This window comes from Roseivirga echinicomitans (genome assembly GCF_001592935.1).
Lineage (GTDB): Bacteria > Bacteroidota > Bacteroidia > Cytophagales > Cyclobacteriaceae > Roseivirga > Roseivirga echinicomitans.
Genome location: NZ_LRDB01000034.1, coordinates 1 through 23,105, shown reverse-complemented (window position 1 = coordinate 23,105; position 23,105 = coordinate 1). Strand labels below are relative to the sequence as shown.

Below are 23,105 nucleotides of genomic sequence, written 5' to 3'. Positions count from 1 at the left end.
AATGTGTACTAAAAACGTACATAAAACGATCACTTATAGCACAGGATTTTGATGAATCGGACAGAATTAAGAAACGAGGATTCCTATGACAGCAAATTTTTCAAATACCTTTTCAGTATGTGGGGCATCGGGAAGCTCATGGGTTAAATCTTGACCAGCCCAGTGTTCATAGTGCATTCCTTTCCTCCAAAGCTTTGAAGTGGTTACATCATAGATTCGCCCTTGATAGGCTACCCATATTTCAGGTCGGTCTTGGCCATTTCTTAGTGCCAACTGGGCGCGCGTATAGTTTTTAATTTCCATAGCCCATTTGGTTCATATAGTTTTGAATATCTTCCTTGGATGTATAGAAGGCAAACTCCAGCATTTGGGGGCCAAGGCCATGGTCCATGGCAATTTTGTCAGCAGTTTTCTCAAACTTGATGCGGTATTTGTCGGAAGAAACATAGCGCAACAGCCCGAACAGAGTGCCAAAATAGCCTCTTTCTTCATACTGAATAAAATGCGCCATTTCGTGTCCTAATGCGGCCACTTGTTTGTTGAGAGAAAGTCTTTCCATAAAAGAATTCTCCTTAATTATGATTTTGTAAACCTTAGATCTGGCAGGTGTAACCACATTAAGAGGAGAAAAGCTGGCTTCCACAGGAGCGCCCTTTACTTTTCTTATGATCACTTTAACCTTCCGGTTTTGCAGAAAAGGATAATGACTTATGGCCAATAGTGTAGCCAACTCTATTTGCTCACTGTTTTTATAGCTTATTTTTTCACCGTAAGCCTGTCTAAGTGAATCCAGTAAAGGAGTATACTCTTCCTCGGAATAGGTTTTTGGGAAAGTCGATTCGGTTTGGGATAACGAAACGGTATTGAAGAAGAAGGAGATTGTCAGTATATAAAAAGCAGCTTTCAGCATTCTACTTTGTCATATAATAAGTGTGATCCCTAAGTAGCGTATACATGAATTTCACAGTGGGCATGTCGCTTTGTATGTTGTATTTCTCTTTAAGTTTTTCTTCTATAAGTAGTAGAGGCTTTTGTTTGGCGCCATCTCTAAAAACCGATAAAGCGTCTTTAATCAAACGAATTTCATTGTCCGCTAGCTGTGCGGCTTCTGGTATTTTCGGTACATAATTTTCATCTACCGTTTCCATGATCACTTTATTTCTGACATTTGTAGCCGTGATTTTCTTCATCTTGACTACCGTAGTACCTGCCAAAAGGTCGCCAACACGCTGCCCATTTTTGCTCAAAATAATGAAGACTATCCCAAGTCCCATAATGAAGAAATCAATGGGTTCCATAAGCCATCTTAGGAAATAGGCACTGAATGATGGAACGCTTCCGTCTAATTTCACTACTTTAATGTGTAAGGCCTTTTTACCTACGGTTTGGCCATTGAAAAACACTTCTGATACGAGCCTATACAAATAAGCAACAATGCTAAGCATTACATTCATCGCGACACTCATCGATATACCAGAGGCGCCTAATATTATATTGGTGATAAAGATAAAACTCAGGATGATTACCGCATCTATAACAAAAGCTAATATTCTATCGCCAATACCGGCTAGCGGGTACTCTAATTGAATGTTTTGTGAGGTTTGAATGCTTACCGCTTGCATAAGAACTATTATTGAATAATTTTTGACTTAAATACGAATCAAAGATGAGGGAATCCGCTTTCGTGAAAGCAAATATAAGTAAATGGGAAGAGTTCGAAAGGCAAATTTCCTCCAAAGCCAGAAAAGACCCTGACGGGCTTGCGACTTTGTTTATTCAGCTGACGGACGATCTGGCCTACGCTAAAACGCATTACCCGAAAAGTGATATTACTGTTTACCTGAATAACCTTTCCACAAAAGTTCACCAATACATCTATAAGAATAAAAAACAGAGTTCAGGCCGATTTGTAAGGTTTTGGCAAGTAGAACTGCCCGAAATATTCTGGCTTCACCGTAAAGCCTTTGGCTATTCATTAATCATCTTCTTGCTGTCGAGCATTATCGGAGCGTTTTCCGCAGCGCAAGACGATACTTTCGTAAGGTTAATATTGGGTGATAACTATGTGAATAGAACCTTGGTGAATATTGAAAGTGGTAAACCCCTTGGTATTTATGATTCTATGGGGCAGACAGATATGTTTTTTGCCATTACCTTCAATAACATTCGAGTATCATTTATGGCCTTTGCAGCGGGTATTTTAGCTTCAGTTGGAACAGGATTTATGCTTTTCAAGAACGGAGTAATGCTGGGTTCCTTCCAATACTTCTTTTACCAAAAAGGCCTTTTACTTACTTCGGTACTTACGATTTGGATTCATGGAACCATAGAAATTATATCTATAGTAATGGCAGGTGGGGCTGGGCTCATTATGGGCAACTCATTATTGTTTCCGGGGACTTATTCTCGACTTGAATCATTGAAGAAAGGAGCCTTAATAGGAGCGAAAGTGGTTTTGGGTTTGATTCCAATGTTTATTATAGCGGGTTTTCTGGAGTCGTTCGTGACTCGTTTGTTCGGAATGCCAAATGCCTTAAAAGCAACGATCATTTTAGGATCCTTGCTTTTTATGGTTTATTACATAATTATTTACCCTCGAAAATTATTTAAAAATGGGCTATACACCGCAGATAGAATTTTATAAAAAGCGCCAGTTTGGAGACAAGCTGAACATGACTTTTGTTTTCCTTCGCGAAAACGCATGGCCTTACCTCAGAGCTCAATTGCTTATTTCTGGTCCGATCCTTCTGATTTCTAATATTCTGATGAGCCAGCTTTCTTTAGGGGTGTTCAATTTTGGAGAAGGAGGGTTTACACCCGATATGATCATAAATATGTTCAGCTTATATGGTTTGGTGATGATTTCAGCAGTGGTCACATCGGCAGTTTTGCCTGCAGTCGCATATGGCTATATGAAGGCCTATCAACATAAAGCCCCTTCTGAAATTCGCATACCCGATGTCACCAAAAACTTGCTCTCGAAAATATTCAATTTGCTGGTGTTTAATGTGCTGACTGCTATCGTGGTTGTTATTGGTATGTTCTTTTTTGTCATCCCTGGTGTTTATTTAGGTGTAGTTTTGTCTTTAGGTTCTGCCATTATAGTTTTTGAAGACAATAACCCCATCGATGCTTTTGGAAGGGCCTTTAAACTGATTAAAGATAAATGGTGGAGTACTTTGGGCTTATTGTTTGTGACCGGAATTATTGGCTATGTAATCAATATGCTGTTTAGCCTTCCTAGAACCCTTCTGGTTTTTGGAGATGTATTCACTTCTGTTCAAGAATCAGGTGATTTGAGCAGTCTAGATGAGTCAAATTTTGGGAGTAACCCACTGAGTATCCTCTTTTCAGTTCTAGAAACTTTTGGTGCTGTTCTTACTTATTCCATCAGCTTTTTAGCTTTGGCTTTTCAGTATTTTAATTTGGTAGAAAGAAGAGAATCTAGAGGCTTGATGTCTAGAATTGAGCAAATGGATGATGCCGGAAATGTGGAGGATGAAGAGACATATTAATCTATTATTCTTAATTCTGACACTTCAATTTGCTTTGGCGGGTTTCTCTGCTTCGGCAGCTTGGTCTATTCAATCTCCACAAACTGAGATAAGGAGTTTTGATGCCGAAAAACTGGATGAATATAGAGGCGACAAGCGCTTTCAATACGAAGTGTATAAGGCCAAACCAAAGGGCTTTTTGGAACGACTTTGGGATAGAATTGTAGGGTGGTTCAATAGTTTATTTGGTTCTGCAATTACAAGTGGAGTATTAGAGATTCTTTTCTATGCTTTGCTTATAGCTGCTTTTGTGTTTTTTATTATCAAGCTTACGGGCATTCAACCCACAACCCTTTTTAAGAAGGCCAAATCAGAAGCAAAACCTTATCAGGTAGATGAAGAAGCTTTGAATGATATTGATTTTGAAGGCGAAATTCAACTGGCCATTAATCAGGCACAATGGAGAATCGCAGTACGATTAACTTACCTCTATGCCTTGAAAAGAATTTCAGACGCCAATCTGATCGCCATTAGAAAGGGTAAAACTAACCATGAATACCTTTACGAATTATCTGGTCACAGCATAGAACAGGATTTCGCTAGCCTTAGCTTTCTTTTTGATTACACTTGGTACGGCCATTTTGAGGCGAACGAAACGATGGTTACAAAGGCGAAAACACACTTAGAAAGTATTGGGTCTTTAAAGTCTTCAAAGAAATGAAAGACAAGAAGTACCTGATATTCTTTATTGCCATTATTACCATTTATGTGGTGTATGAGATGCAGAAGCCCACACCCGAGGATTGGACTGTCACTTTTCATCACCGCGACCGCATTCCTTTTGGGACTTTGGCTACCCATGATTTGCTCAAAGACCTTTTCGATCAACAAGAAGCCCCCTCTAGTTTTAAAACCATGTACGAGTTGGTGGAGCAAGAAGAGATAGAGGATAACCTTTTAGTTTTATCCAGCGAATTGGTGTTGGATGAAAATGACTTCTCTTCACTCTTAACCCATGTTGAAAAAGGGCATGCCGTTTTCTTAGCAGCACAAGATTTTTCGAATCGTCTTGAAGACAGTTTGCATTTTGAAACATATTTGGAGCAACGATTGAACCCTGCCGATTTTACTCAAATAGTAAATGAACTAGCAGAAGAAACTAAAACGAGGGTGCGATTTGCCCAGCCAAATGGAAATGAGAAGACTTTCATTTTTCCCAGTTTGGCTACGGTAGCTTATTTTTCTAAAGTAGAAAGCGACAGTATTACCGAAATGGCTTGGCGCGAAGATGGTAAACCTGTTCTGATTAAATACAATAGTGGTCAAGGTGATTTATACTTGAGCACGATGCCACTGGCTTTCACAAACTATTTTGTGTTACAGGAAGAAACTTCGGCTTATGCATCTTCTCTACTGAGCCTTTTTCCAGAAGAAGAAAGTCTAGTGCATGTGGAATATTACCAAATGGGTAAACTAGAGTCTCGTTCTGAAATTAGAGCTTTACTGAGCTACCCTGCGTTAAGATGGGCCATTTACATTCTGTTGGCCACTGTATTCATTTTCCTTTTGTTTGAATCGAAAAGAAGACAACGCATCATAGCAGTGATTCCTCCGGTGAAAAATGCAACGCTCGAATTTGTCAATACATTGGGACAGCTTTATCACAACCAGAAAAACCATAAGAATTTGGCGCAAAAAAGAATTCTGTTCTGGAAGGACTATGTACGCAGTCATTACACGCTCAGGACAGATAAGTTAGATGAGCCTTTTAAGCTAGAACTCACAAGAAAATCTGGTGCTGAAAAAACTACTGTCTTCGCTCTAGTGGAGTTAATTGAGCGAGCAGAAGCGAATAATATGATCGAGGAAGGTGAACTTCTGATGATGGAAAAATTAATGAACGAATTTTACGGAATAGCATAGCATATGGAAAATCAAGATACATTCGAAAACAGGGTCGACCTGACAAAACTGAAAGCAGGTGTAGCGCAAATCCGAGAGGAGATTGGTAAAGTGATAGTGGGCCAGAAAAAGATGGTCGATTTGATTTTAACCGCAATACTGGCTGATGGTCATATTCTTTTAGAAGGTGTGCCAGGAGTAGCCAAAACGCTGGCTTCTAAACTGGTGGCGAAAAGCATCGATGTGGATTTTTCTAGGGTTCAGTTTACGCCCGACCTTATGCCATCGGATGTGCTTGGTACCTCAATTTTCAACGTAAAAACTTCGGAGTTCGAGTTTAGAAAAGGCCCAATCTTCTCGAATATTGTGCTGATTGATGAAATTAACCGAGCCCCAGCCAAAACGCAGGCCGCGCTTTTTGAAGTGATGGAAGAACGTCAGGTTTCTATAGATGGAACCACACATAAAATGGAAGCGCCATACATCGTTTTGGCCACTCAAAACCCAATTGAGCAAGAAGGAACTTACCGATTGCCAGAAGCGCAACTCGATCGTTTTTTATTCAAAATTGAAATTGGATATCCTTCACTCGATGAAGAAACAGAAATCTTAACTCGCCATGCAGCCAGAAAAGGCGGCCAAATGGATGAGATTTCTAAAGTGCTTAATGCCCAAGATATTGCGGAGTATCGTTCTACTTTGAACGAGATAGTAGTAGATGAAAAACTCCTCAGATACATTGCTGAAATTGTGAGTCAAACACGTCATGACCACTCTATTTATTTAGGTGCTTCGCCTCGTGCTTCTTTGGCTTTGCTCAATGGTGCAAGGGCTTTTGCAGCCATTCAAGGACGTGATTTTGTAACGCCTGAGGATATTAAATTCTTGGCCTCTCCTGTACTCACCCATAGAATTATTCTTACGCCTGAAAAGGAAATGGAAGGTGTTTCGGCTGAGGAAGTAATTAATCAGCTGGTCGCTAAAACTGAAGTGCCGCGTTAATGAATTACATCAAGTCTTTTTATCTCACCAATCGTTTTTTTGCCTTAGCAGGGGCTTTGGTGTTTTTGTTTATGGTCGGCTTTGCTATTCCAGCAGTAGCCGCTATAGCAGAAACGCTGTTCTACCTGGCTTTGGTGCTGCTAGTGCTCGATACCCTGCTTTTGTATAAGCAAAAAAGCCCATTGGTGGCGGAAAGAATCTTGGCCGATAAGTTCTCTAACGGAGATGAAAATGCTCTTCAGATTATTCTAGAACACCGGTTTCAGCAACAAGTATTTATTCAGGTTTTTGATGAGTTGCCTGTACAATTTCAGATCAGAAACCAGCAATTTGACCTGACTTTAAAACCCGGAGAAGTCAAGAATATTAACTATTCCCTTCGTCCCGTAAAACGCGGTGAATACGAATTTGGAATCATTAACGCTTTTGTGTTTACCAAGCTGGGCATTGTGAAACGAAGGTTTCAATTGGGGCAGCCCAAAGCGGTTTCAGTATACCCTTCTTTCATTCAAATGCGGAAGTACGAATTACTTGCTATTTCGAACCAGCTGCAGCAGAGTGGTATCAAGAAAATCAGGCGCATTGGGAATAACATGGAATTTGAGCAAATCAAAAACTATGTGGCTGGAGATGATTACCGAAAAATCAACTGGAAAGCGTCGGCCAGAAGGTCGGAACTGATGATCAATCAATTTCAGGAGGAGCGTTCACAGCAAGTATATTCGGTCATTGATAAAGGCCGAATGATGCAGATGCCATTCGAAGGGATGAGCTTACTGGATTATGCGATTAACGCGAGTTTGGTGATTTCGAACATTGCTCTGAAAAAGGGAGACAAGGCTGGTTTAGTCACCTTTCAGCATAAAGTGAATTCCGTTTTGCCTGCTTCTTCGAGAAATATGCAGCTGAATTTGATATTAGAGCATCTGTATAAGCAGAAAACAGCCTATAAGGAAAGTGATTTTTCGCAGCTCTATATTTCCTTAAAACGAAAGGTAACGCAGCGAAGTCTTATTCTACTCTACACTAATTTTGCTTCGCTTTCTTCCTTGCAAAGGCAATTGCTGTACCTCAGAAAAATCAATCAGCAGCATTTACTGGTGTGCATTTTCTTTGAGAATACGGAGGTGAAGGAACTCATTGAAACCAAAGCGGATTCTTTGGAAGGGGTGTATACGAAAGGGATTGCAGAACAATTGGCCTATGAAAAGAAGCTGATTATGAAAGAGCTTCAGGCCCACGGAATTCATACCATTTTAACGCCTCCAAAAGAGTTGAGCGTTAACACCATTAACAAGTACCTTGAACTGAAATCTAGAGGATTGATCTGATATGGAAATGCGAAAGTACAGGACTGCGATGATTTTAGTAATTGGCGTTTTGGTGGCTATTATGCTATGGCAGTCATTTAGCCAGCCTTCCGTTTCCGACCTCAAAGGTGGTTTTACTGAAGTGGCCTTTTACCGAAATGAAAACAATACTGGGCCAGTGGTTCGGGTGTATATTGTTACCGTGGCCGATGTTGAAAATGCTGAAATGGAAGCTTATGGTAATTATATGCTTCACACCAAGTTCGGTAATACTAAAGTCTACTTCTTCCCTGAAGGCAGCCCTACGCCAACAAATGTAAGTGGAGGTGATGTGAATTTTTCAGCCGAGTTTAATGGCTTCTACATTGCTGAATATGAGAAGAACGCCTCGGGATTGGTTGTGTTTGAAAGGAGAAATTAGTCTTTATGTCGGTCTGAAATTGGCTGCGACCATGCCATTTCATAATCACCTTCTTGAAATGGGTTTTCTTTAATTTTTGAAGAGCGAACTCTTGCCCTGACAAAGAGCATTTCTTTGGTCAGTTCAAAAGAGGCTTTAGTTCCATTCACTGTTTCGAATACTTCGCTTTTATCGCTTCCTTTTCTTACCCCAATAAACTCGATGGTATAGCTTACGCCAGCTTCTGCCTTAACTTCCAATTCGATTTCATTTTCATCTTGTTCTAAAGAAGCCAAGGTGACTCCAGTTGAAGCGTAGAAATTTCCAGCCTCCATGGTTTCAATAATGGATTTAGCGTCAAGGGATTTGCTGTTTACCATTACCCAGCCACGGCCGCTGTTGCTGTACTGCCCACCAAACAAATGGTAATTATGACTGTCGTCTGTAGCAATGCCATACATCAAAGGTTGATTTCTATTCAAATAGGCAATGTTGATTTGATCCCACATTTCCTCCATGCCCATTCTGGTAGAATCTCCATAATTATGCACTTGAGGGTGGCCATTAAACACTTCGAAGAAGCGCTCCCCGCGAAGCGATTTCATGTCTTCCACGGTAACTGCCCAGCCAAAATTGGGATGGTTAATGTGGGGCATAATGGGTTCGCCTGTGGCTTCTCTTTGCTCCAATACCGCATCAATATTGTTTTGCATCGTTTCGGCTACGCTGTTTCCGTGTCTTGGCTGAATGAGCTCCTGAACATTAGTAGCATTCATATGCAATGGTTTTCCACCATAGCCATCGGTAATTTCTTGTGCCGTAATAATGGCAAATTTACCATCCTCCTCAAACAATGGTTTGTATTCAGTTTCGGTTTTTAGCTTTACGCTAATGCCAGTGCTGTCCTCTTTATATTCCACCCAATCTTCTCCGTATTTCTTCAAGTAATCTTCAAAAGCTTGTTGATAGATCATGCTTTTCGGAAGCTTCTTCCACTTTTCGGTTCTGGCAATAATGTTATGTTCGGAAAGTGCAATAAACTGGTAGTCGTTGCTTTTGTACCAATCCAAAACCATTTCTGGAAAACCATCGCCATCGCTCCAATAGGTGTGGGTATGCAAATTTCCTTTGAGCCAATTGGCTTCTTCCTCCTGTTCGCAACTGATAATACTAAGGAATAAAAATAGTCCGATAATATGTCTGATAGTCATGGCTTTAGTGGTTTAGATTCTATTGAAAATTACGCATTTAAGTTTTAAGTCACTAAACCCTTAGATCATCAAATCGTGAATTTTTGAATATCAGGAGTCAGTATAAGTATTTAACTCAGCGTGATATATGAAATTATAGGGTGATCTGTTTTTAAATAACAAAACAATCGATTACTATAAAAATATTGAATAATTATAAAAATGGGGTAGGGTATTCACTCATTAATCCGTAGTACATTCAAACAACATTGCGAAACTATCAGTTGAGCAATGAAGAAAATACCATTTTTATTTTAATGACCCAGCAAAAAGCTCTTTCACAGACGGTGTAAAGAGCTTTTTCATTTTTTATGGTCAAAATGCTTACTTTAGGTATGGCATGGCTATTATGAAGATACTTTTTAAACTACTCCTTTTCTCGTGTTTTTTCTGGACAGGAACTGTAATGTCCCAGACCGTTACTGATAGTTTGAGATCCGAGTTTTTTAAGCAAAACAACGATACGATTCGTTCTAACCTTGCCAAGCGCCTTTTTGCACAATATGTGTATACCAAAGTGGATTCGGCAATTTATTTTGCGGAGCAGGTGAAAAGCATTGCGCAAAAGCGGAATATAGAAAAAGATGTACTTACAGGAAATAATTATCTAGGCATTGCCTACACCATTAAAGGAGATTATGAAACGGCCGTTTTATATATGGATGAAATGCTGAAAATACATCTTGAAGCAGGGGATTCCATGAATATTGCCTACAGCTATAACAACATTGGCCTCACTTATTTGTACGCTGGGGATTTTTTAAAGTCCTCGGATAATTTCATCAAATCTGCTCGCATGAAGGAAGAGCTTATTCGAAGAGGAGAGGCCACCGCGGCCGAGGTTGATTTGGCCTCCACGCTACTTAATATTGGAATCACATATGAAAGCCAGTCCGACACCCTTCGTGCGAATGAGTACTATGCAATGGCCTTGGAAGAAGCGGTAAAGGCCGAAGACGTTTCCAACGCAGCCAAGGCGAGGTCAAGCTTGGCCAGTTTACTGATTTCCCAGCGTAAATATGAGTCGGCACTACTTTATTTAAAAGAAGCGGAAGGAGCTTTTACCGCTCAAAATGACCTTTTTTCATTAGGAAAAATATACAATAATCTATCGTTGGTGTATGCTGAGCTTGAAAACGGACCTCAGACTGTAACCTATGCGCTAAGGTCTATCGATGTTAACAAACAATTAGGCAATGAGCTTTCGGAAGGTTTGGGAATGATGTATTTAGGCTTAGGCTATATTAAAACTAAAGAGCTGACAAAGGCACTAGAAATATCTAAAAAAGCTTTGGAATTGGGCTTAAGGCTGGAGGCCAATGAAGTGACTTCTGGAAGTTATAATAATCTACGGGAAGTGTATTCTGCAATGGGAGATTATAAAAGAGCTTATGATTATTCTTTGCTGCACGAAGATGTAAACAAGGAGATTTATGCGTTGGAACGGGCAGAGCAAATTGAACGATTGAGCGCACTTTATGAAGCGGATAAACGCGAGATAGAAATAGAGCAACTTAATCAGGAGACAGCATTAAAGTCACTGCAACTGGCAAAGGCAAGCTCGGATAAGAAATTACTCATTGCCCTTTTGCTGAGTGCTGTTGTCGTCCTTTTACTTATTGTTTATTTCTACCGAAAGATTGCTCAGAACCGTAAAGAACTGAGGGCTAAAAACGATGAACTGGAAACGCTGAATAAAACAAAGGATCGATTTTTCGCTATTGTTTCCCATGATTTAAGAGGACACATTACCGCATTCCAAGGTGCGGGTAGGCTCTTAAAACACTTTATTGCTAAAAATGATACAGATAAAGTTGGAAAAGTAACTGCGGAAATTGATAACAACGCCAACAACCTCGGTCATTTGTTAGATAATCTACTGCAATGGTCGGTGGATCAACTGCAGGGCTATGCGCCCAAACCTGAGAGGGTCAATGTAGCTGCTGTCGTAGAAGAACTCATTGAAACCTACGAGCCATTGGCCTTGGCAAAAGGGATAAAACTCTATTCAGAGGTTGCTACCGATCAGTTCATCATCGTTGATAAGGGCAGTTTTTTTGTGATCCTCAGAAACTTAATTGCGAATGCCTTAAAATTCACTGAGCAGGGTGAAGTGAAAATTTCCACCAAAAAGAAAGGAACTCGCTTAGTGCTGAAAGTGAAAGATACTGGCATTGGTATTCCTGAGAACCTGCTTGAGAATATTTTTAAGATTGGGGAAGAGAAAATTAGAAGAGGGACTCAGAACGAAAAAGGGACAGGGCTTGGGCTCAATTTAGTATATGAATTTACCAAAATGAATGGAGGCGATATTAAACTTGAAAGCAGGGAAGGTGAAGGCACTGTCTTTTCTATATCTTTAAACCATGTCTAACATTCGTGTTTTTGTTGTTGAGGATCAATTGCTCCACGCGGAGAATACAAAACTAAGTGTGGAAGAAGCAGGCTTTCAACTGGCGGGCGAATGTGAGAATGCCGATTTGGCCCTTGCTGCAATTCTTAAGGCGAAGCCTGATGTAGTACTCATGGATATTTCTTTGCCAGGTAAACACAATGGTATTACCCTCACCAAAGCACTAAAGGCAGAAAGAGACATTCCAGTGATTTTCACTACCACCTTTAATGATGAAGCGACTATTAAAGAAGCTGCCGAAACAGACCCAGTTTCTTATTTGATCAAGCCTATTCAAACCGATAACCTAAAAGCAGCCATTACTTTGGCATTGGCTGCCAAACCGGTGAACGAAGTTCAAGGTGAAGCGACCACAAGTGATGGTGCAGTATTTATTAAATCCGGAAATCGACTTCAGAAGATCCAGATCAAAGATGTTTTATGGATTGAATCGGCTGGGGATAACTACTGTAAACTGGTTACTTCAGAGCATCAACTGGTTTCGAGACATACCTTAAAGGCCATGCTGAGCGAATTGAATTCGGATTCTTTCGTACAAAGCCATCGGGCATTTGCCGTCAATAAGCATCAAATTGAAAGCATTCACGAAAAGGAGCAGGTAATTTTGGTACAAGGAGGTAAGGAAATACCGGTTGGCCGTACATTTAAAGAAGAGCTATACAAGCAACTCAGAAGACTCTGATCCTTCCTTCACCTTATCAAATCAGTACGTTAACTTACAAAATCCGCACATTGGCTTACAATGACAGACATCTGATTTAGTCATTCCCCTATTTTGATGGTAGAAATTTAAACCCATCCAAAATGAAAAAGTCAATAAAAGTGTATCTACTGTTGGCCTTAATGGTTTCAGGCTTCGCCTGTTCTAATGATCCAGATGAAAAACCTCAAGATCCAGAAGAAGAAGGAGAAGAAATTTTCTTCTCGGACACGACTTCTTTGAAATCTGCCACTCTAAATCTCATGAACTATATCCCCACTTGGGAAGAACTAGAACGATTTACAGGTCCGGCCAAAAGGTTAACGTTGCCATCATATGAAAAGAGGGTTCTAAGCTGGTCGGGGCTACCGGGAGAGGAAGGGCCATTTGATACTGCGAGGAACTGGATGCCCCAAGTGCTGGAATATAGTAGTTCTTTAGTTGGCTACTTCGGAGTCGAAGGAGGAGTATCCACTTTTAATGATGTGCCACCGTTTTCATTGGCTGATGGAAGCCGTATCCCGATTCCATATCCGCTTGAGATTCTCGATGCTAAATTAAGGGCAAACACTGTGCTTTATTTATATGAGAAGAGTCTTGGCCTCTATAATACGTATGTACATTTCTACCCACCAGATCAAGAAATAGACAAGTTTACTACACAGGCCCAATTCTATACTTGGTTCGAGAACAGGTTTTTGCCAGAAAAGGTTGCTGAAGCCAAAGCGGCAGAGTTGATGAAGGCGGAAAAGTATATTCCATGGCCTCTTGAGTTTGAATTATTCATTGCCGAAGTGGGGGGCATTCATGATGGTGGGTTCCTTTCTAATAGTAGTGAGGCAGCAGTTTTGGCTTTCGCTAATGATGTTAAGACAAAAATACTAAATACTGTCAAGGTTGAATACAATGGTATAGTTGTGGCGCATCTATATAACAATTACGAACGTCCAGGATTTGATTATTGGGATCAAATGAGTTACAGTGGCTTTGATGAAATTCACTTCGCACTTTTTCCTCCAGTTGATGCGCAAACCACCGGCCTATACATGGATACTCAGATTGAACATTATACCAAGGTTGTTCGAAACAGTGGTAATATTCCATGGATCGCCAGTGAAATCAGCGTTTATGAATGGTATGTAGAAGACGGTAAGCTATTGGAATATGAGAAGGGAATGTATGAAACGGTTTTTACCAAGCTAGAAGCAGCCCCAATCCCACCAAAAGGTATTTCACCTGCAGGAGGATATATGAAATCGTCAGCGGCAAAGGAATATGTTAAAAACTACTTTGCTACTCACTAAAGCATCATTTATACGATAAATAGTGTGGGTTAGTGCTTGTCAAAGCAATGACCAAAACCCCTTCTGGATGGTGGAGGGGTTTAAATTATATCAACTTGGCTTGCGCCCTAATCCATCGCTCAGGTAATTCTCCATGGGTAGCGTTGGTGTAGTCTTTATAGCTACAAGGAAGGTAAGCTTTCTGACTGTGCTTATTGCCGAAAGTAACGAGCATCCACCACTTATCGGTCGATTTACTTTTATAGAAAACCAAAGTGTCATCCGTGCCTTCTTGCGAAACCACATAGCGTGTATATTCGCTGGACTCGAATTTTCCGCTGTCTTTTCGGTTATAGAAGCCTTCTACAAAGTACCAGAGCATGGTGGCAATTACCGTAGCGGTTTTGCCATGTTGGTCGTCTAAACTTGGGCTGAAACCAGAAATGCTGATCGAACTTAATTTCTCATTCATTCCAGCATACCAACAAAGTCGGCAAGCTTCTTCGCCTGTTAATCCAAAGGGCTGGGCATTTGGGTTGGCAGGGGCATCGGCACTGCGAATCGCGGTGATGTCAAAAGTCATCATGTTGGCCATCCGCACCAGCGGTTCGGCTTCTTGGAAATTTTCACGCAACTCGCCCAATCGCATGGCTTCGAAATAGAGCTTGTCTAACACGCCCAAATGATCTTGCCCCACCAAGTAGCTCTGATGCGCCAAATGATTATAAGAGAACAGGTAATTTGGAGTGTAGGTCAGTATTTTGTCTAAGAAAGTAGCATTCTCATCACCCTTTGGCTCTAGGTCTAATGTGGCATCTACATTCAATAGTGTAATCAGTTCGGGTAAAGATTCATAGGCTTGAAACTGTCCAAAACTAAGGTCATGCGATCCGCCAATAATCAAAGGAAGGATCTTATGTCGGAGTAAAAACTCACAAACTTCTCTCAGTCTATCGTTCGTGTCTTCAAGGCTTTCTCCGCTTTTTAAATTACCTAAATCTGCAATTCTATAATTTCCAGCCCCTTTCTTTAGCTGAAAAAAATTGGCTCTAATTTTATCTACGCCATCACTTTCCCCTTCTGCTTCTCCAGTGCCTCGGTTGTCTGTTAAACCCACAAGGGCAATGTCACATTGAGTAATATCAAAATTGTCACTGCCCGAAGATTGAACAGAATGACCTACACTGTTGGCTGGCAATTCTTCAGAAATATCTACGGGGCTAAAAAAGAGTTTAAGATTCATTCAGTGTGTACCTAGTTCAGAAAATTAAAGATAGGTGATTTTAGTCTATTCGGGAAAGTGGAATGAAAATGTTAGGACATAAAAAAAACCGCTCATCGAGCGGTTTCTATATTTTAGGCTTGGGGTTAATTAACCTCCAAAGTCATCAAATGCTACGTTTTCTGGAGGAACACCCCAGTCATCGCACATTTTGATTACCGCTGCGTTCATCATTGGAGGTCCACAGAAGTAAAACTCGATATCTTCTGGAGAATCATGCTTGCTCAAGTATTGGTCGATCACCGCTTGGTGAACAAAACCTAAGAAACCATCGCCTTCTTTGTCGTTTATATCTTTTTTGGTCACCCAATTGTCTTCTGGCATTGGCTCAGAAAGCACAAGGTAGAAACTGAAGTTCGGGAATTCCTTTTCAATTTTTTGGAAATCTTCTAGGTAGAAAAGCTCTCTTTTAGAACGTCCACCATACCAGTAAGATACTTTTCTTCCTGTTTTCAAGGTGTGGAAAAGGTGGAATAAATGAGATCTCATTGGCGCCATACCTGCACCACCACCAACATAAAGCATTTCTGCATCGGTAGGCTTGATGAAGAATTCACCATAAGGGCCTGAAATCGTTACTTTATCACCAGGGTTTCTTGTAAATACATAAGAAGAACAAATACCAGGGTTAACATCCATCCATTTGTTGTTTGCTCTGTCCCAAGGTGGAGTAGCAATACGAATGTTCAACATGATAATGTTTCCTTCGGCAGGGTGGTTGGCCATTGAGTAGGCACGGAAGATTTCTTCTTCGTTCACCATTTTCAGATCCCAAAGTTGGAATTTATCCCAATCCCCTTTGAATTTATCTGCTCCTTCTGGGTCACTTGGATGTGGCTCGATATTAATCGTTTTGAAATCACAAACGACAGGAGGAACATCTATCTGAATATAACCACCAGCTTCAAATTCTAAGTGTTCGCCTTCAGGCAATCTCACTACAAATTCTTTAATAAATGAGGCCACGTTATAGTTTGAAACCACCTCACATTCCCATTTCTTAATACCGAAGATTTCTTCTGGTATTTCAATACGCATGTCGTTCTTCACCTTTACTTGGCAAGAAAGACGAACGCCTTCTTTTTGCTCGGCACGGCTAAGGTGACCCACTTCGGTTGGAAGCACATCGCCTCCTCCTTCGTTGATGGTACATTTACACATGGCGCAAGTACCACCACCACCACAAGCGGATGGAAGAAATACTTTCTGTCCAGAAAGGGTATTTAAAAGTGTACTTCCTGCGGAAGTAATAATAGGGTTCGCCTCATCACCGTTAACGATGATTTTTACATCTCCTGACTGAACAAGCTTAGATTGTGCATAAAGCAAAATTAATACAAGCAATAGGATTACAGCCGAAAATGCGACTACCGAAGTGATAATTACTGAAGACATTAAATAATCTCTTTTAAATCAACAATTAGAAAGACCGAAAATCGACCTCCCGTAATGGCTACAAATATATTGACTAAAGATTAAAATGGAGAAGGATTCAGTAAAAAAACCGTGCATTTAAAAGTTACTGCTTAAACGCTGATTTTTTCTCTCAGTTTTTGTCCCTTTCTCAATTCTAAAATCTCGTTTTCCAGTGCGCTAAGGTCTAATTCCTCCGAAATTTCGGTTTCATTGTCGAATTGTATAACACTGATTTTAGAGTTATAAACCCATTTAGATTGAAGTAGTTTCGAAAGTTTGATTTTACCGATCACATAACTTCTATCGAAGCAGAAGAATTTTTCAGAAACAGCCTCGAACTCGTTTAGGTCAATATGCTCTGGTTTTTCGAAACTTACATAGACTGTTACAGCGTTTTCGCTACTGAAATGTACCTTGCCTTGATTGTAGTGCTTTTTGTATTCGTATTTGTAATCGTAACTCAAAGCTGAGATATCGGAAAGTACCGCTGCGCCAGTGGGTAAGCTACCAGCACCTTTTCCTATAAATAACTGATCGTCACAAAATTCACCGTTCAGTGTAACAGCGTTGAACTCGTTATTTACATTTCTAAGGTTATGGTTTTCCTTTATAAACTGAGGTAAAACACAAGCGAATACTTCATCGTTTTTTCGCGAAGCTTGAGCAATCAGCTTAATTCTATAACCGTGCTTTCGCGCAAACTCTAAATCACTTGGCTGTAAATGATCAATGCCCAAATTAGCAATCTTATCAGGAGACACGTTGATTCCAAAAGCATGCGTCAGTAATATGCTCAGCTTAAATTTCGGGTCGAAGCCCTTTACATCTAGCGTAGGATCGCTTTCGGCAAAGCCTTTTTCTTTGGCTTCTTCTAAAGCTTGAGCGTAATCTAAGCGTTCGTCAAAAATCTTGGTCAGAATGTAATTGGTAGAGCCGTTAAATATGCCTTTGATTTCATTCAATGGTTCATGCCCAAAGTATTCTTCCAAAGTTCTAATGATGGGAATACTGCCACAAACCGCACCTTCGTACAAAATTCCCTTTCCAGTTTTCTGTTGTAAATCAATAAGGTATTCAAGATTTTCAGCTACCATTTTTTTGTTGGCTGTTACCACCGACTTGCCATTTTTTAAAGCAGTCGTTACAATTTCTAGGGCAGCTTCCGCATTGTCAATCAGTTCAACAATCACATCAATCGAAGGGTCATTTAGAATTTCTTCCTTGTTATAAGTGAAAATCCCCTCTGGAAGGCTTCGTGTTTTATGACGGTCTTTCACGCAAATTTTCACGATCTCACCTTCAAAGTTTTTCGAATTATTGATGGTTTGATAGAGGCCTTGTCCTACACAGCCAAAGCCGAAAAGGCCTATTTTAATTGCTCTCATTACTTAAGAATGGTTTTAGTATTTCAGATATTTTTTGAGTTTCGATTAAGAAGCCGTCATGGCCATAATCGGATTGAATGATTTTGAATGTTGAATTCGGTAAATGCTCCGCTATAGTTTGCTGGTCTTCTAGTGGGAAAAGAATGTCACCTTCAATGCCAATGATTAATGTTTCTGCCTCTATAGTAGCCAATGCTTTTTGAACGCCCCCTCTTCCGCGCCCCACATTGTGCGTGTCCATGGCTTTCCCCAAAACATAATAGCTGTGTGCATCAAAACGATGGCTTAGCTTTAACCCTTGGTAACGCTGATAACTCTCCGCTTTATAATTGTCGAGCGCTTCGTTGTCATCTTTCTGGCTTTGATTGAATGTGTTTGGTGTACGGTAAGACAGTAGCGCCATGGCCCTAGCGGCTTCCATTCCTTTCTTCCCCCCGTTGGCCGAATTGGAATAAAATGACTGATCGGCTTCGATGGCCATGCGTTGCGCAGCGCGAATGGCTTTACCCCAAGGGCTGCTTTGTGCCGAAGAGGCAATTACGAATAGTTTATCGAAAATAGGTTCTTCAATCGCCCATTCCAGAATTTGTTGACCTCCGGTAGATCCTCCCATGGCCAAATGAATGCGCTCAATCTCCAAGTGTTTCCTCAAAAGCATATGAGCCTTTACCTGATCACGAATGGTGATATTCGGGAAGTTGGAAAGGTATCTTTCTCCTGTTTTTGGGTCGAAGTCTCTAGGGCCTGTGGTGCCAGAGCAGGCGCCTAAAATATTCGCACAGACAATGAAATGTTCTTCGGGGTTGATTAAGTAATTATAGCCAATCAAACCGGGCCACCATTGCGTTGGATCTGCATTTGCCGTTAGGGCATGGCAAACCCAAACGACATTACTTTTGTCTGAATTAAGCTCACCAAAGGTTTGGTAGGCAATCTGAATGTCATTGAGAACCTCGCCAGATTCCAGACGGAATTCGCCTGAATGACGATAGTAGTGTAACGAATCGCTCACTTGTATAGAAGTTTGAGTAAATGGAAATGATGTAGTCATGGCACAAGAATTTTGGATGTAGAACAGCAGCAATGGATTCTGAGAAATTCAGAATTAGGCTGTAATCAAACAACAAATTAGGACATGAAGAATTGACCCTGGCTTTGAGGGTACGGTATTGAGCGGACGCTTGTCCACAAAGGATAAATAGGTTTGCATAACTGTCAAATTTATATTCTCCCGAATGCCTACTTGGCAAAATTGGGATTAGGAATTAGCACCTTTCCTCTTTGGATGGTTGCTAGCGCTTCATAGAGCCTATCTCTCCACGCTTCTGTATAAATCGATTCTTGAAATCTGGCTGATGCCAAATCAAAAATTCTCGACTTGTGGCTGCAAACGTACAAGCCGTTTTACGAATTTCAAAATAGATGATGAAAAAAATAATCTGATAGTACAGTTTCAATTGAAAAAATGTCTCTTTCTGTGGTGTTATGATAGGTCAGAATATCAAATTTGAGGAGGAAATGTTTCGTGTCTTCTTTCCATCAATCCTGTATATTGCGGCCTATGTTATCCATTTCGCACGAAGTCTTTTATACCGTGGCCAGTCACTTGAGCTTTTCTAAAGCCGCGGAAATTCTTTGTATCTCACAGCCTGCTGTAAGCAAACAGATAAAAAAACTGGAAGGAGAAATGGAAGTGCCTCTTTTTCAGCGCAAGGGTAATGCTGTGTTTTTAACCCCCCAGGGTGAAAAGATGCTGAGTTATTTGCGCGAAGCCAAGCATATACAGAAACGCATGGAGTCAGATATGGACATCATCAAAAGTCAGTTGACGGCAAAAGGCGAACTGAGGATAGGTGCCAGTACCACGCTTTCTCTGTATGTTTTGCCCAAGGTGCTTTCTTCGTTCCGAAAAAAATGGCCATTGGTGAAAATCACTTTGGTCAATCGAAATACGGAGAACATTCTTAAGGCGCTGACCAATGAAGAAATTGATTTGGCCGTGGTAGAAGACAAGCATGAGGCCAGTGGACTTCATTACGACTTCTTTATGGCCGATAGAATCATTCCGATTTGTTCCACGCATAGCCCTTATGCTGGGCGTGAAATTTCGATGAAAGAGCTAAAGGAAATTCCTTTGGCCCTACGCGAAGTGGGCTCAGGAACTTTGTCTGCTTGGTCGAGAAAAATGGCGCAGTTAAATATTAAGTCCTCCGACCTAAACATAAAAGTACGATTGGGCGGTACCGAAGTACTTAAGAATTTTTTGGTGGAAGACACCGCTGTAGGTTTCCTTTCGCCTTTGGCGATAAAACGTGAAGTGGCTTTGGGCTTACTTACCGAAGTAAATATTCTTGGCCTGGCCGTAGAACGCAGTTTCAACTTTGTGACCAGAACAGGTGAAACCATGACGGACGTGACCAAGGCTTTTATCAAGGAAGCGAAGTTTAGTTATAACTAGTAGTTATAATGGGTTACTTTTAATCATTTGATTGGTTATGATAAGCGATGCACTTTTGCATCATGAACTTCACCAAAACACAAACATCGCTCGCCAGTCATTTGGAATGCTCCAAATGTAAAAAATCATACTCCCTTCATGAATTGCAGACTTTTGCCACTTGCTGCAACAAGCCATTGGTCGTACAATATCATGCCACCGAGTCCTTAGATACTTCTGACCTTAAAGACAGAAAACCAACCATGTGGCGCTATCGCGAAATGTTGCCTGTTTTGGGTGACGCCAACATTGTTTCACTTGGCGAAGGAATGACTCCCATATTACCACTCAAGCGACTGGCTGCTCAATTAGAGTTGAATGATCTTCAAATGAAAGATGAATCACTCAATCCAACGGGTTCTTTCAAGGCGCGAGGTTTGAGTATGGCGGTTTCCAAAGCCAAAGAATTAGGAGTGGAAAAATGCGTGGTTCCCACTGCGGGAAATGCAGGTGGGGCAATGGCGGCCTATTGCGCTTCTGCAGGAATAAAAGCCACCGTGATTATGCCGAGCCATACCCCGAAAATCTTTCAAGAGGAATGCCAGTATTACGGAGCTGAGTTGATTTTAGTAAAGGGTTTGATCAATCAATGTGGCGCTTTGGCGGCTAAAATCGAGAAGGAGCAAGGCGCTTTCAATATTTCCACCTTAAAGGAACCTTACCGACTAGAGGGTAAGAAAACCATGGGTTATGAAATTGCCGAACAAATGAATTGGCAATTGCCAGATGTGATTTTGTACCCAACTGGTGGAGGCACAGGCCTACTCGGGATCTGGAAAGCTTTCCATGAAATGATTGATTTAGGTTGGTTAAGTGCTGACACGAAATTACCGAGGATGATTGTGGTGCAGGCCGCCAATTGTTCTCCCGTGGTTGATTCACTGAATGGAATTACCAAAGATATTTCTGAATACACAGAGTCTTTGGCCAATGGTTTGGCTGTGCCTGTGGCATTCGGTCAGGATATGATTCACCGTGTGGTGAAAGAGTCGGGCGGTACTTCGGTGACTGTTTCTGAGCAAGAGATGATTGATGGCGTGAAGGAAATGGCAAAGCATGAAGGGGTGCTGGTAGCGCCTGAAGGAGCTGCACTTTGGAAAGCAATCCCGAAACTTATCGCTAGTGGAGAAATTTCTCGCTCCGAAAAAATACTGATGATCAATACGGGCAGTGGTTACAAATACTTAGAGAATTTGAACTAACCTTTTTTCAAACCCTTGCTATGTTGACGTTTAAACGAAGCCTTTTTTTAGGCCTGGCTGCGCTATGCCTTTTGCCTGCAATTAATGCACCGATAGCCTTAATCATGGGGCTTATTTTCGGGAGCATAATAGGGGATGTCGGTTTTAACCAAGTGCCAAAGATCACAAAATGGTTGCTGCAAATTGCGGTGGTAGCATTGGGTTTTGGCATTGCGGTGGATAAAGCCATTGCTGCAGGTTCAGAAGGGTTTACGTTGACAGCGCTTTCTGTTGTTGCTGTGTTGGGGTTGGGCTTGTTACTGACAAAACGATTTAACCTAGATAAGAAAATGTCTTTCTTAATCTCCTCCGGAACTGCCATTTGCGGAGGGAGCGCCATTGCTTCAATGGCGCCTGTGATCAATGCTTCTACCCGAGAAATTTCTTCCGCTTTGGCGGTGGTTTTTGTACTGAATGCCGTGGCCGTTTTTATTTTCCCTAGCCTCGGGGCTTTTATGCACATGACACAACATCAATTCGGGCTATGGTGTGCCGTAGCTATTCACGATACCAGTTCGGTAGTGGGAGCTGCTTCAGTATATGGCAAAGAAGCTTTGGAGTTGGCTACAACTGCCAAACTGGTGAGAGTATTGTGGATTATCCCATTGATGCTTGGAATGGCCGTTTTCACCAAAGATAAAAAGCAATTTAAATTTCCTTGGTTCGTGCTTTTCTTTATACTTGCCATGGTCATTTCAACCTTTCTTCCGCTGCCCAAAGCACTAACATTAAGCATGTTTACTTTTTCAAAATCACTGATGTCACTGGTGCTATTTTTAATGGGAACGAGCTTGACCCTCAAGGAATTTAAAGTAGTGGGCTATAAACCTTTGGTATATGGAATTGCCCTTTGGATATTTGTGGGTGTAGCTTCAGCCGCTTTGATCTTGGCTTTTTATTGAGTTGGAGAGAGTGAACCGCAGAGTACGGTAAGGTGCGCGAAGTGTGATTTTGTATACGAGATTGTGCCTCATCCTGAAATAGGTTTACATAACACTCCCCTAACCCCTCTTAATAGAGGGGAATGGTTTGGCGGTTATAGTGAGCCTGCTCATTTATTAAAAACTGGTAAGGCGAAAACTAATCTCTAATCTAGTTGTGTGCACACTGCTTTTCATCCTGAGGAACGAAGGAACTAGAAATAGAATCATGAATCGAGAAATTTAGATACTTCCCCGGTGTCTCGAGGTCAGGAAAAGAAAGGAGGGGTCACGTCCTGAAATTGGTTGACACAACACTCCCCTAACCCCTCTTAATAGAGGGGAATGGTTTGGTGGTAAGTTTGAGCCCGCACATTTATTAAAGTGGTAAGCTGAAAACTAATGTCAATCTAATTGTGTGCACACTGCTTTTCATCCTGAGGTACGAAGGAACTAGAAATAGAATTATGAATTGGGAAGTTTAGATCCTTCCCCGAAGTCTCGCGGTCAGGAAAAGAAAGGAGGGGTCACGTCCTGAAATTGGTTGACACAACACTCCCCTAACCCCTCTTAATAGAGGGGAATGGTTTGGTGGTAAGTTTGAGCCCGC

Annotated in this window: 21 protein-coding genes and 1 riboswitch; of the genes, 13 read left to right on the top strand and 8 right to left on the bottom strand. The window is 41.1% G+C overall.

Going from position 1 to position 23,105, the window contains the following annotated elements; translation table 11 throughout:
• Positions 1-66: 66 nt before the first annotated feature.
• From AWN68_RS13340 to AWN68_RS13330, 3 genes are read right to left on the bottom strand one after another with little or no spacing between them, the layout of a single operon-like run.
• Complete coding sequence (locus AWN68_RS13340; protein WP_068416572.1) at positions 67-303, bottom strand: cytochrome b5 domain-containing protein; 237 nt, start codon at positions 301-303, stop codon at positions 67-69.
• Positions 293-910, bottom strand: coding sequence for a hypothetical protein (locus tag AWN68_RS13335; protein WP_068416570.1), 618 nt, complete (start codon positions 908-910; stop codon positions 293-295). The genes AWN68_RS13340 and AWN68_RS13335 overlap by 11 nt, the downstream gene beginning before the upstream one ends.
• 1 nt (position 911) lies before the next feature.
• Positions 912-1,622, bottom strand: coding sequence for an RDD family protein (locus AWN68_RS13330; protein WP_068416568.1), 711 nt, complete (start codon positions 1,620-1,622; stop codon positions 912-914).
• Between the two features lie 62 nt (positions 1,623-1,684).
• Between AWN68_RS13330 and AWN68_RS13325 the strand changes: the two genes are divergently transcribed.
• Genes AWN68_RS13325 through AWN68_RS13295 form a run of 7 tightly spaced genes read left to right on the top strand, consistent with a single transcriptional unit; the run spans position 1,685 to position 8,129 of the window.
• Positions 1,685-2,644: a stage II sporulation protein M gene (locus AWN68_RS13325; protein ID WP_317038923.1), complete on the top strand. Its 960-nt coding sequence runs from the start codon at positions 1,685-1,687 to the stop codon at positions 2,642-2,644.
• Complete coding sequence (locus AWN68_RS13320; protein ID WP_068416563.1) at positions 2,613-3,515, top strand: hypothetical protein; 903 nt, start codon at positions 2,613-2,615, stop codon at positions 3,513-3,515. Before AWN68_RS13325 ends, AWN68_RS13320 begins: the two co-directional genes overlap by 32 nt.
• A complete protein-coding gene (locus AWN68_RS13315) occupies positions 3,499-4,215 on the top strand; it encodes a DUF4129 domain-containing protein (RefSeq protein ID WP_068416561.1) in 717 nt (238 codons plus the stop codon). Before AWN68_RS13320 ends, AWN68_RS13315 begins: the two co-directional genes overlap by 17 nt.
• Positions 4,212-5,417, top strand: coding sequence for a DUF4350 domain-containing protein (locus AWN68_RS13310; RefSeq protein ID WP_068416559.1), 1,206 nt, complete (start codon positions 4,212-4,214; stop codon positions 5,415-5,417). Before AWN68_RS13315 ends, AWN68_RS13310 begins: the two co-directional genes overlap by 4 nt.
• Before the next feature lie 3 nt (positions 5,418-5,420).
• Complete coding sequence (locus AWN68_RS13305) at positions 5,421-6,398, top strand: AAA family ATPase (RefSeq protein WP_068416556.1); 978 nt, start codon at positions 5,421-5,423, stop codon at positions 6,396-6,398.
• Positions 6,398-7,729, top strand: coding sequence for a DUF58 domain-containing protein (locus AWN68_RS13300; RefSeq protein ID WP_068416553.1), 1,332 nt, complete (start codon positions 6,398-6,400; stop codon positions 7,727-7,729). Before AWN68_RS13305 ends, AWN68_RS13300 begins: the two co-directional genes overlap by 1 nt.
• 7 nt (positions 7,730-7,736) lie before the next feature.
• Complete coding sequence (locus tag AWN68_RS13295) at positions 7,737-8,129, top strand: hypothetical protein (RefSeq protein ID WP_245658008.1); 393 nt, start codon at positions 7,737-7,739, stop codon at positions 8,127-8,129.
• On the opposite strand, the gene AWN68_RS13290 is transcribed toward AWN68_RS13295, so the two are convergent.
• The gene (locus AWN68_RS13290) at positions 8,126-9,319 is read right to left on the bottom strand and encodes a CehA/McbA family metallohydrolase domain-containing protein (RefSeq protein WP_068416547.1); all 1,194 of its coding nucleotides are present in this window, start codon (positions 9,317-9,319) and stop codon (positions 8,126-8,128) included. The two genes, AWN68_RS13295 and AWN68_RS13290, sit on opposite strands and share 4 nt — an antisense overlap.
• 388 nt (positions 9,320-9,707) lie before the next feature.
• Here AWN68_RS13290 and AWN68_RS13285 point away from each other — a divergent pair, with 388 nt between their 5' ends.
• The 3 genes from AWN68_RS13285 to AWN68_RS13275 all read left to right on the top strand — a co-directional run bounded on the left by AWN68_RS13285 (position 9,708) and on the right by AWN68_RS13275 (position 13,775).
• A complete protein-coding gene (locus tag AWN68_RS13285) occupies positions 9,708-11,732 on the top strand; it encodes a tetratricopeptide repeat-containing sensor histidine kinase (protein ID WP_157716210.1) in 2,025 nt (674 codons plus the stop codon).
• A complete protein-coding gene (locus tag AWN68_RS13280) occupies positions 11,725-12,453 on the top strand; it encodes a LytR/AlgR family response regulator transcription factor (protein ID WP_068416543.1) in 729 nt (242 codons plus the stop codon). Before AWN68_RS13285 ends, AWN68_RS13280 begins: the two co-directional genes overlap by 8 nt.
• Positions 12,454-12,575: 122 nt before the next feature.
• Complete coding sequence (locus tag AWN68_RS13275) at positions 12,576-13,775, top strand: hypothetical protein (RefSeq protein ID WP_068416540.1); 1,200 nt, start codon at positions 12,576-12,578, stop codon at positions 13,773-13,775.
• Positions 13,776-13,860: 85 nt separating this feature from the next.
• Here AWN68_RS13275 and AWN68_RS13270 read toward each other — a convergent pair whose 3' ends face one another.
• The 4 genes from AWN68_RS13270 to AWN68_RS13255 all read right to left on the bottom strand — a co-directional run bounded on the left by AWN68_RS13270 (position 13,861) and on the right by AWN68_RS13255 (position 18,888).
• The gene (locus AWN68_RS13270) at positions 13,861-14,997 is read right to left on the bottom strand and encodes a formimidoylglutamase (protein WP_068416538.1); all 1,137 of its coding nucleotides are present in this window, start codon (positions 14,995-14,997) and stop codon (positions 13,861-13,863) included.
• A 129-nt stretch (positions 14,998-15,126) separates the two neighbouring features.
• Positions 15,127-16,431, bottom strand: a complete 1,305-nt coding sequence (gene nqrF / locus AWN68_RS13265) for an NADH:ubiquinone reductase (Na(+)-transporting) subunit F (RefSeq protein WP_068416535.1) — start codon at positions 16,429-16,431, stop codon at positions 15,127-15,129.
• A 131-nt stretch (positions 16,432-16,562) separates the two neighbouring features.
• Positions 16,563-17,837, bottom strand: coding sequence for a homoserine dehydrogenase (locus AWN68_RS13260; protein WP_084362867.1), 1,275 nt, complete (start codon positions 17,835-17,837; stop codon positions 16,563-16,565).
• Entirely contained in the window at positions 17,824-18,888 is a 1,065-nt protein-coding gene (locus tag AWN68_RS13255; protein WP_068416532.1) for a homoserine O-acetyltransferase family protein, read from the bottom strand. Before AWN68_RS13255 ends, AWN68_RS13260 begins: the two co-directional genes overlap by 14 nt.
• A gap of 167 nt (positions 18,889-19,055) precedes the next feature.
• A riboswitch (SAM riboswitch) is annotated at positions 19,056-19,173 on the bottom strand.
• A 225-nt stretch (positions 19,174-19,398) separates the two neighbouring features.
• Between AWN68_RS13255 and AWN68_RS13250 the strand changes: the two genes are divergently transcribed.
• The 3 genes from AWN68_RS13250 to AWN68_RS13240 all read left to right on the top strand — a co-directional run bounded on the left by AWN68_RS13250 (position 19,399) and on the right by AWN68_RS13240 (position 22,477).
• Positions 19,399-20,295 (top strand): LysR substrate-binding domain-containing protein, encoded by an 897-nt coding sequence (locus AWN68_RS13250; RefSeq protein ID WP_068416529.1) that lies wholly within the window; start codon positions 19,399-19,401, stop codon positions 20,293-20,295.
• Between the two features lie 62 nt (positions 20,296-20,357).
• Entirely contained in the window at positions 20,358-21,536 is a 1,179-nt protein-coding gene (locus AWN68_RS13245) for a threonine synthase (protein WP_068416526.1), read from the top strand.
• A gap of 20 nt (positions 21,537-21,556) precedes the next feature.
• Entirely contained in the window at positions 21,557-22,477 is a 921-nt protein-coding gene (locus AWN68_RS13240; protein ID WP_068416522.1) for a YeiH family protein, read from the top strand.
• Positions 22,478-23,105: the final 628 nt, after the last annotated feature.

Coding starts and splice junctions, on each gene's coding strand:
- AWN68_RS13250 (WP_068416529.1), top strand. CDS start 19,399: ATGTTATCCATTTCGCACGAAGTCTTTTATACCGTGGCCAGTCACTTG.
- AWN68_RS13270 (WP_068416538.1), bottom strand. CDS start 14,997: ATGAATCTTAAACTCTTTTTTAGCCCCGTAGATATTTCTGAAGAATTG.
- AWN68_RS13260 (WP_084362867.1), bottom strand. CDS start 17,837: ATGAGAGCAATTAAAATAGGCCTTTTCGGCTTTGGCTGTGTAGGACAA.
- AWN68_RS13285 (WP_157716210.1), top strand. CDS start 9,708: ATGAAGATACTTTTTAAACTACTCCTTTTCTCGTGTTTTTTCTGGACA.
- AWN68_RS13315 (WP_068416561.1), top strand. CDS start 3,499: ATGAAGAGACATATTAATCTATTATTCTTAATTCTGACACTTCAATTT.
- AWN68_RS13320 (WP_068416563.1), top strand. CDS start 2,613: ATGGGCTATACACCGCAGATAGAATTTTATAAAAAGCGCCAGTTTGGA.
- AWN68_RS13255 (WP_068416532.1), bottom strand. CDS start 18,888: ATGACTACATCATTTCCATTTACTCAAACTTCTATACAAGTGAGCGAT.
- AWN68_RS13275 (WP_068416540.1), top strand. CDS start 12,576: ATGAAAAAGTCAATAAAAGTGTATCTACTGTTGGCCTTAATGGTTTCA.
- AWN68_RS13245 (WP_068416526.1), top strand. CDS start 20,358: ATGAACTTCACCAAAACACAAACATCGCTCGCCAGTCATTTGGAATGC.
- AWN68_RS13295 (WP_245658008.1), top strand. CDS start 7,737: ATGCGAAAGTACAGGACTGCGATGATTTTAGTAATTGGCGTTTTGGTG.
- AWN68_RS13330 (WP_068416568.1), bottom strand. CDS start 1,622: ATGCAAGCGGTAAGCATTCAAACCTCACAAAACATTCAATTAGAGTAC.
- AWN68_RS13305 (WP_068416556.1), top strand. CDS start 5,421: ATGGAAAATCAAGATACATTCGAAAACAGGGTCGACCTGACAAAACTG.
- AWN68_RS13335 (WP_068416570.1), bottom strand. CDS start 910: ATGCTGAAAGCTGCTTTTTATATACTGACAATCTCCTTCTTCTTCAAT.
- AWN68_RS13340 (WP_068416572.1), bottom strand. CDS start 303: ATGGAAATTAAAAACTATACGCGCGCCCAGTTGGCACTAAGAAATGGC.
- nqrF (WP_068416535.1), bottom strand. CDS start 16,431: ATGTCTTCAGTAATTATCACTTCGGTAGTCGCATTTTCGGCTGTAATC.
- AWN68_RS13300 (WP_068416553.1), top strand. CDS start 6,398: ATGAATTACATCAAGTCTTTTTATCTCACCAATCGTTTTTTTGCCTTA.
- AWN68_RS13310 (WP_068416559.1), top strand. CDS start 4,212: ATGAAAGACAAGAAGTACCTGATATTCTTTATTGCCATTATTACCATT.
- AWN68_RS13290 (WP_068416547.1), bottom strand. CDS start 9,319: ATGACTATCAGACATATTATCGGACTATTTTTATTCCTTAGTATTATC.
- AWN68_RS13280 (WP_068416543.1), top strand. CDS start 11,725: ATGTCTAACATTCGTGTTTTTGTTGTTGAGGATCAATTGCTCCACGCG.
- AWN68_RS13240 (WP_068416522.1), top strand. CDS start 21,557: ATGTTGACGTTTAAACGAAGCCTTTTTTTAGGCCTGGCTGCGCTATGC.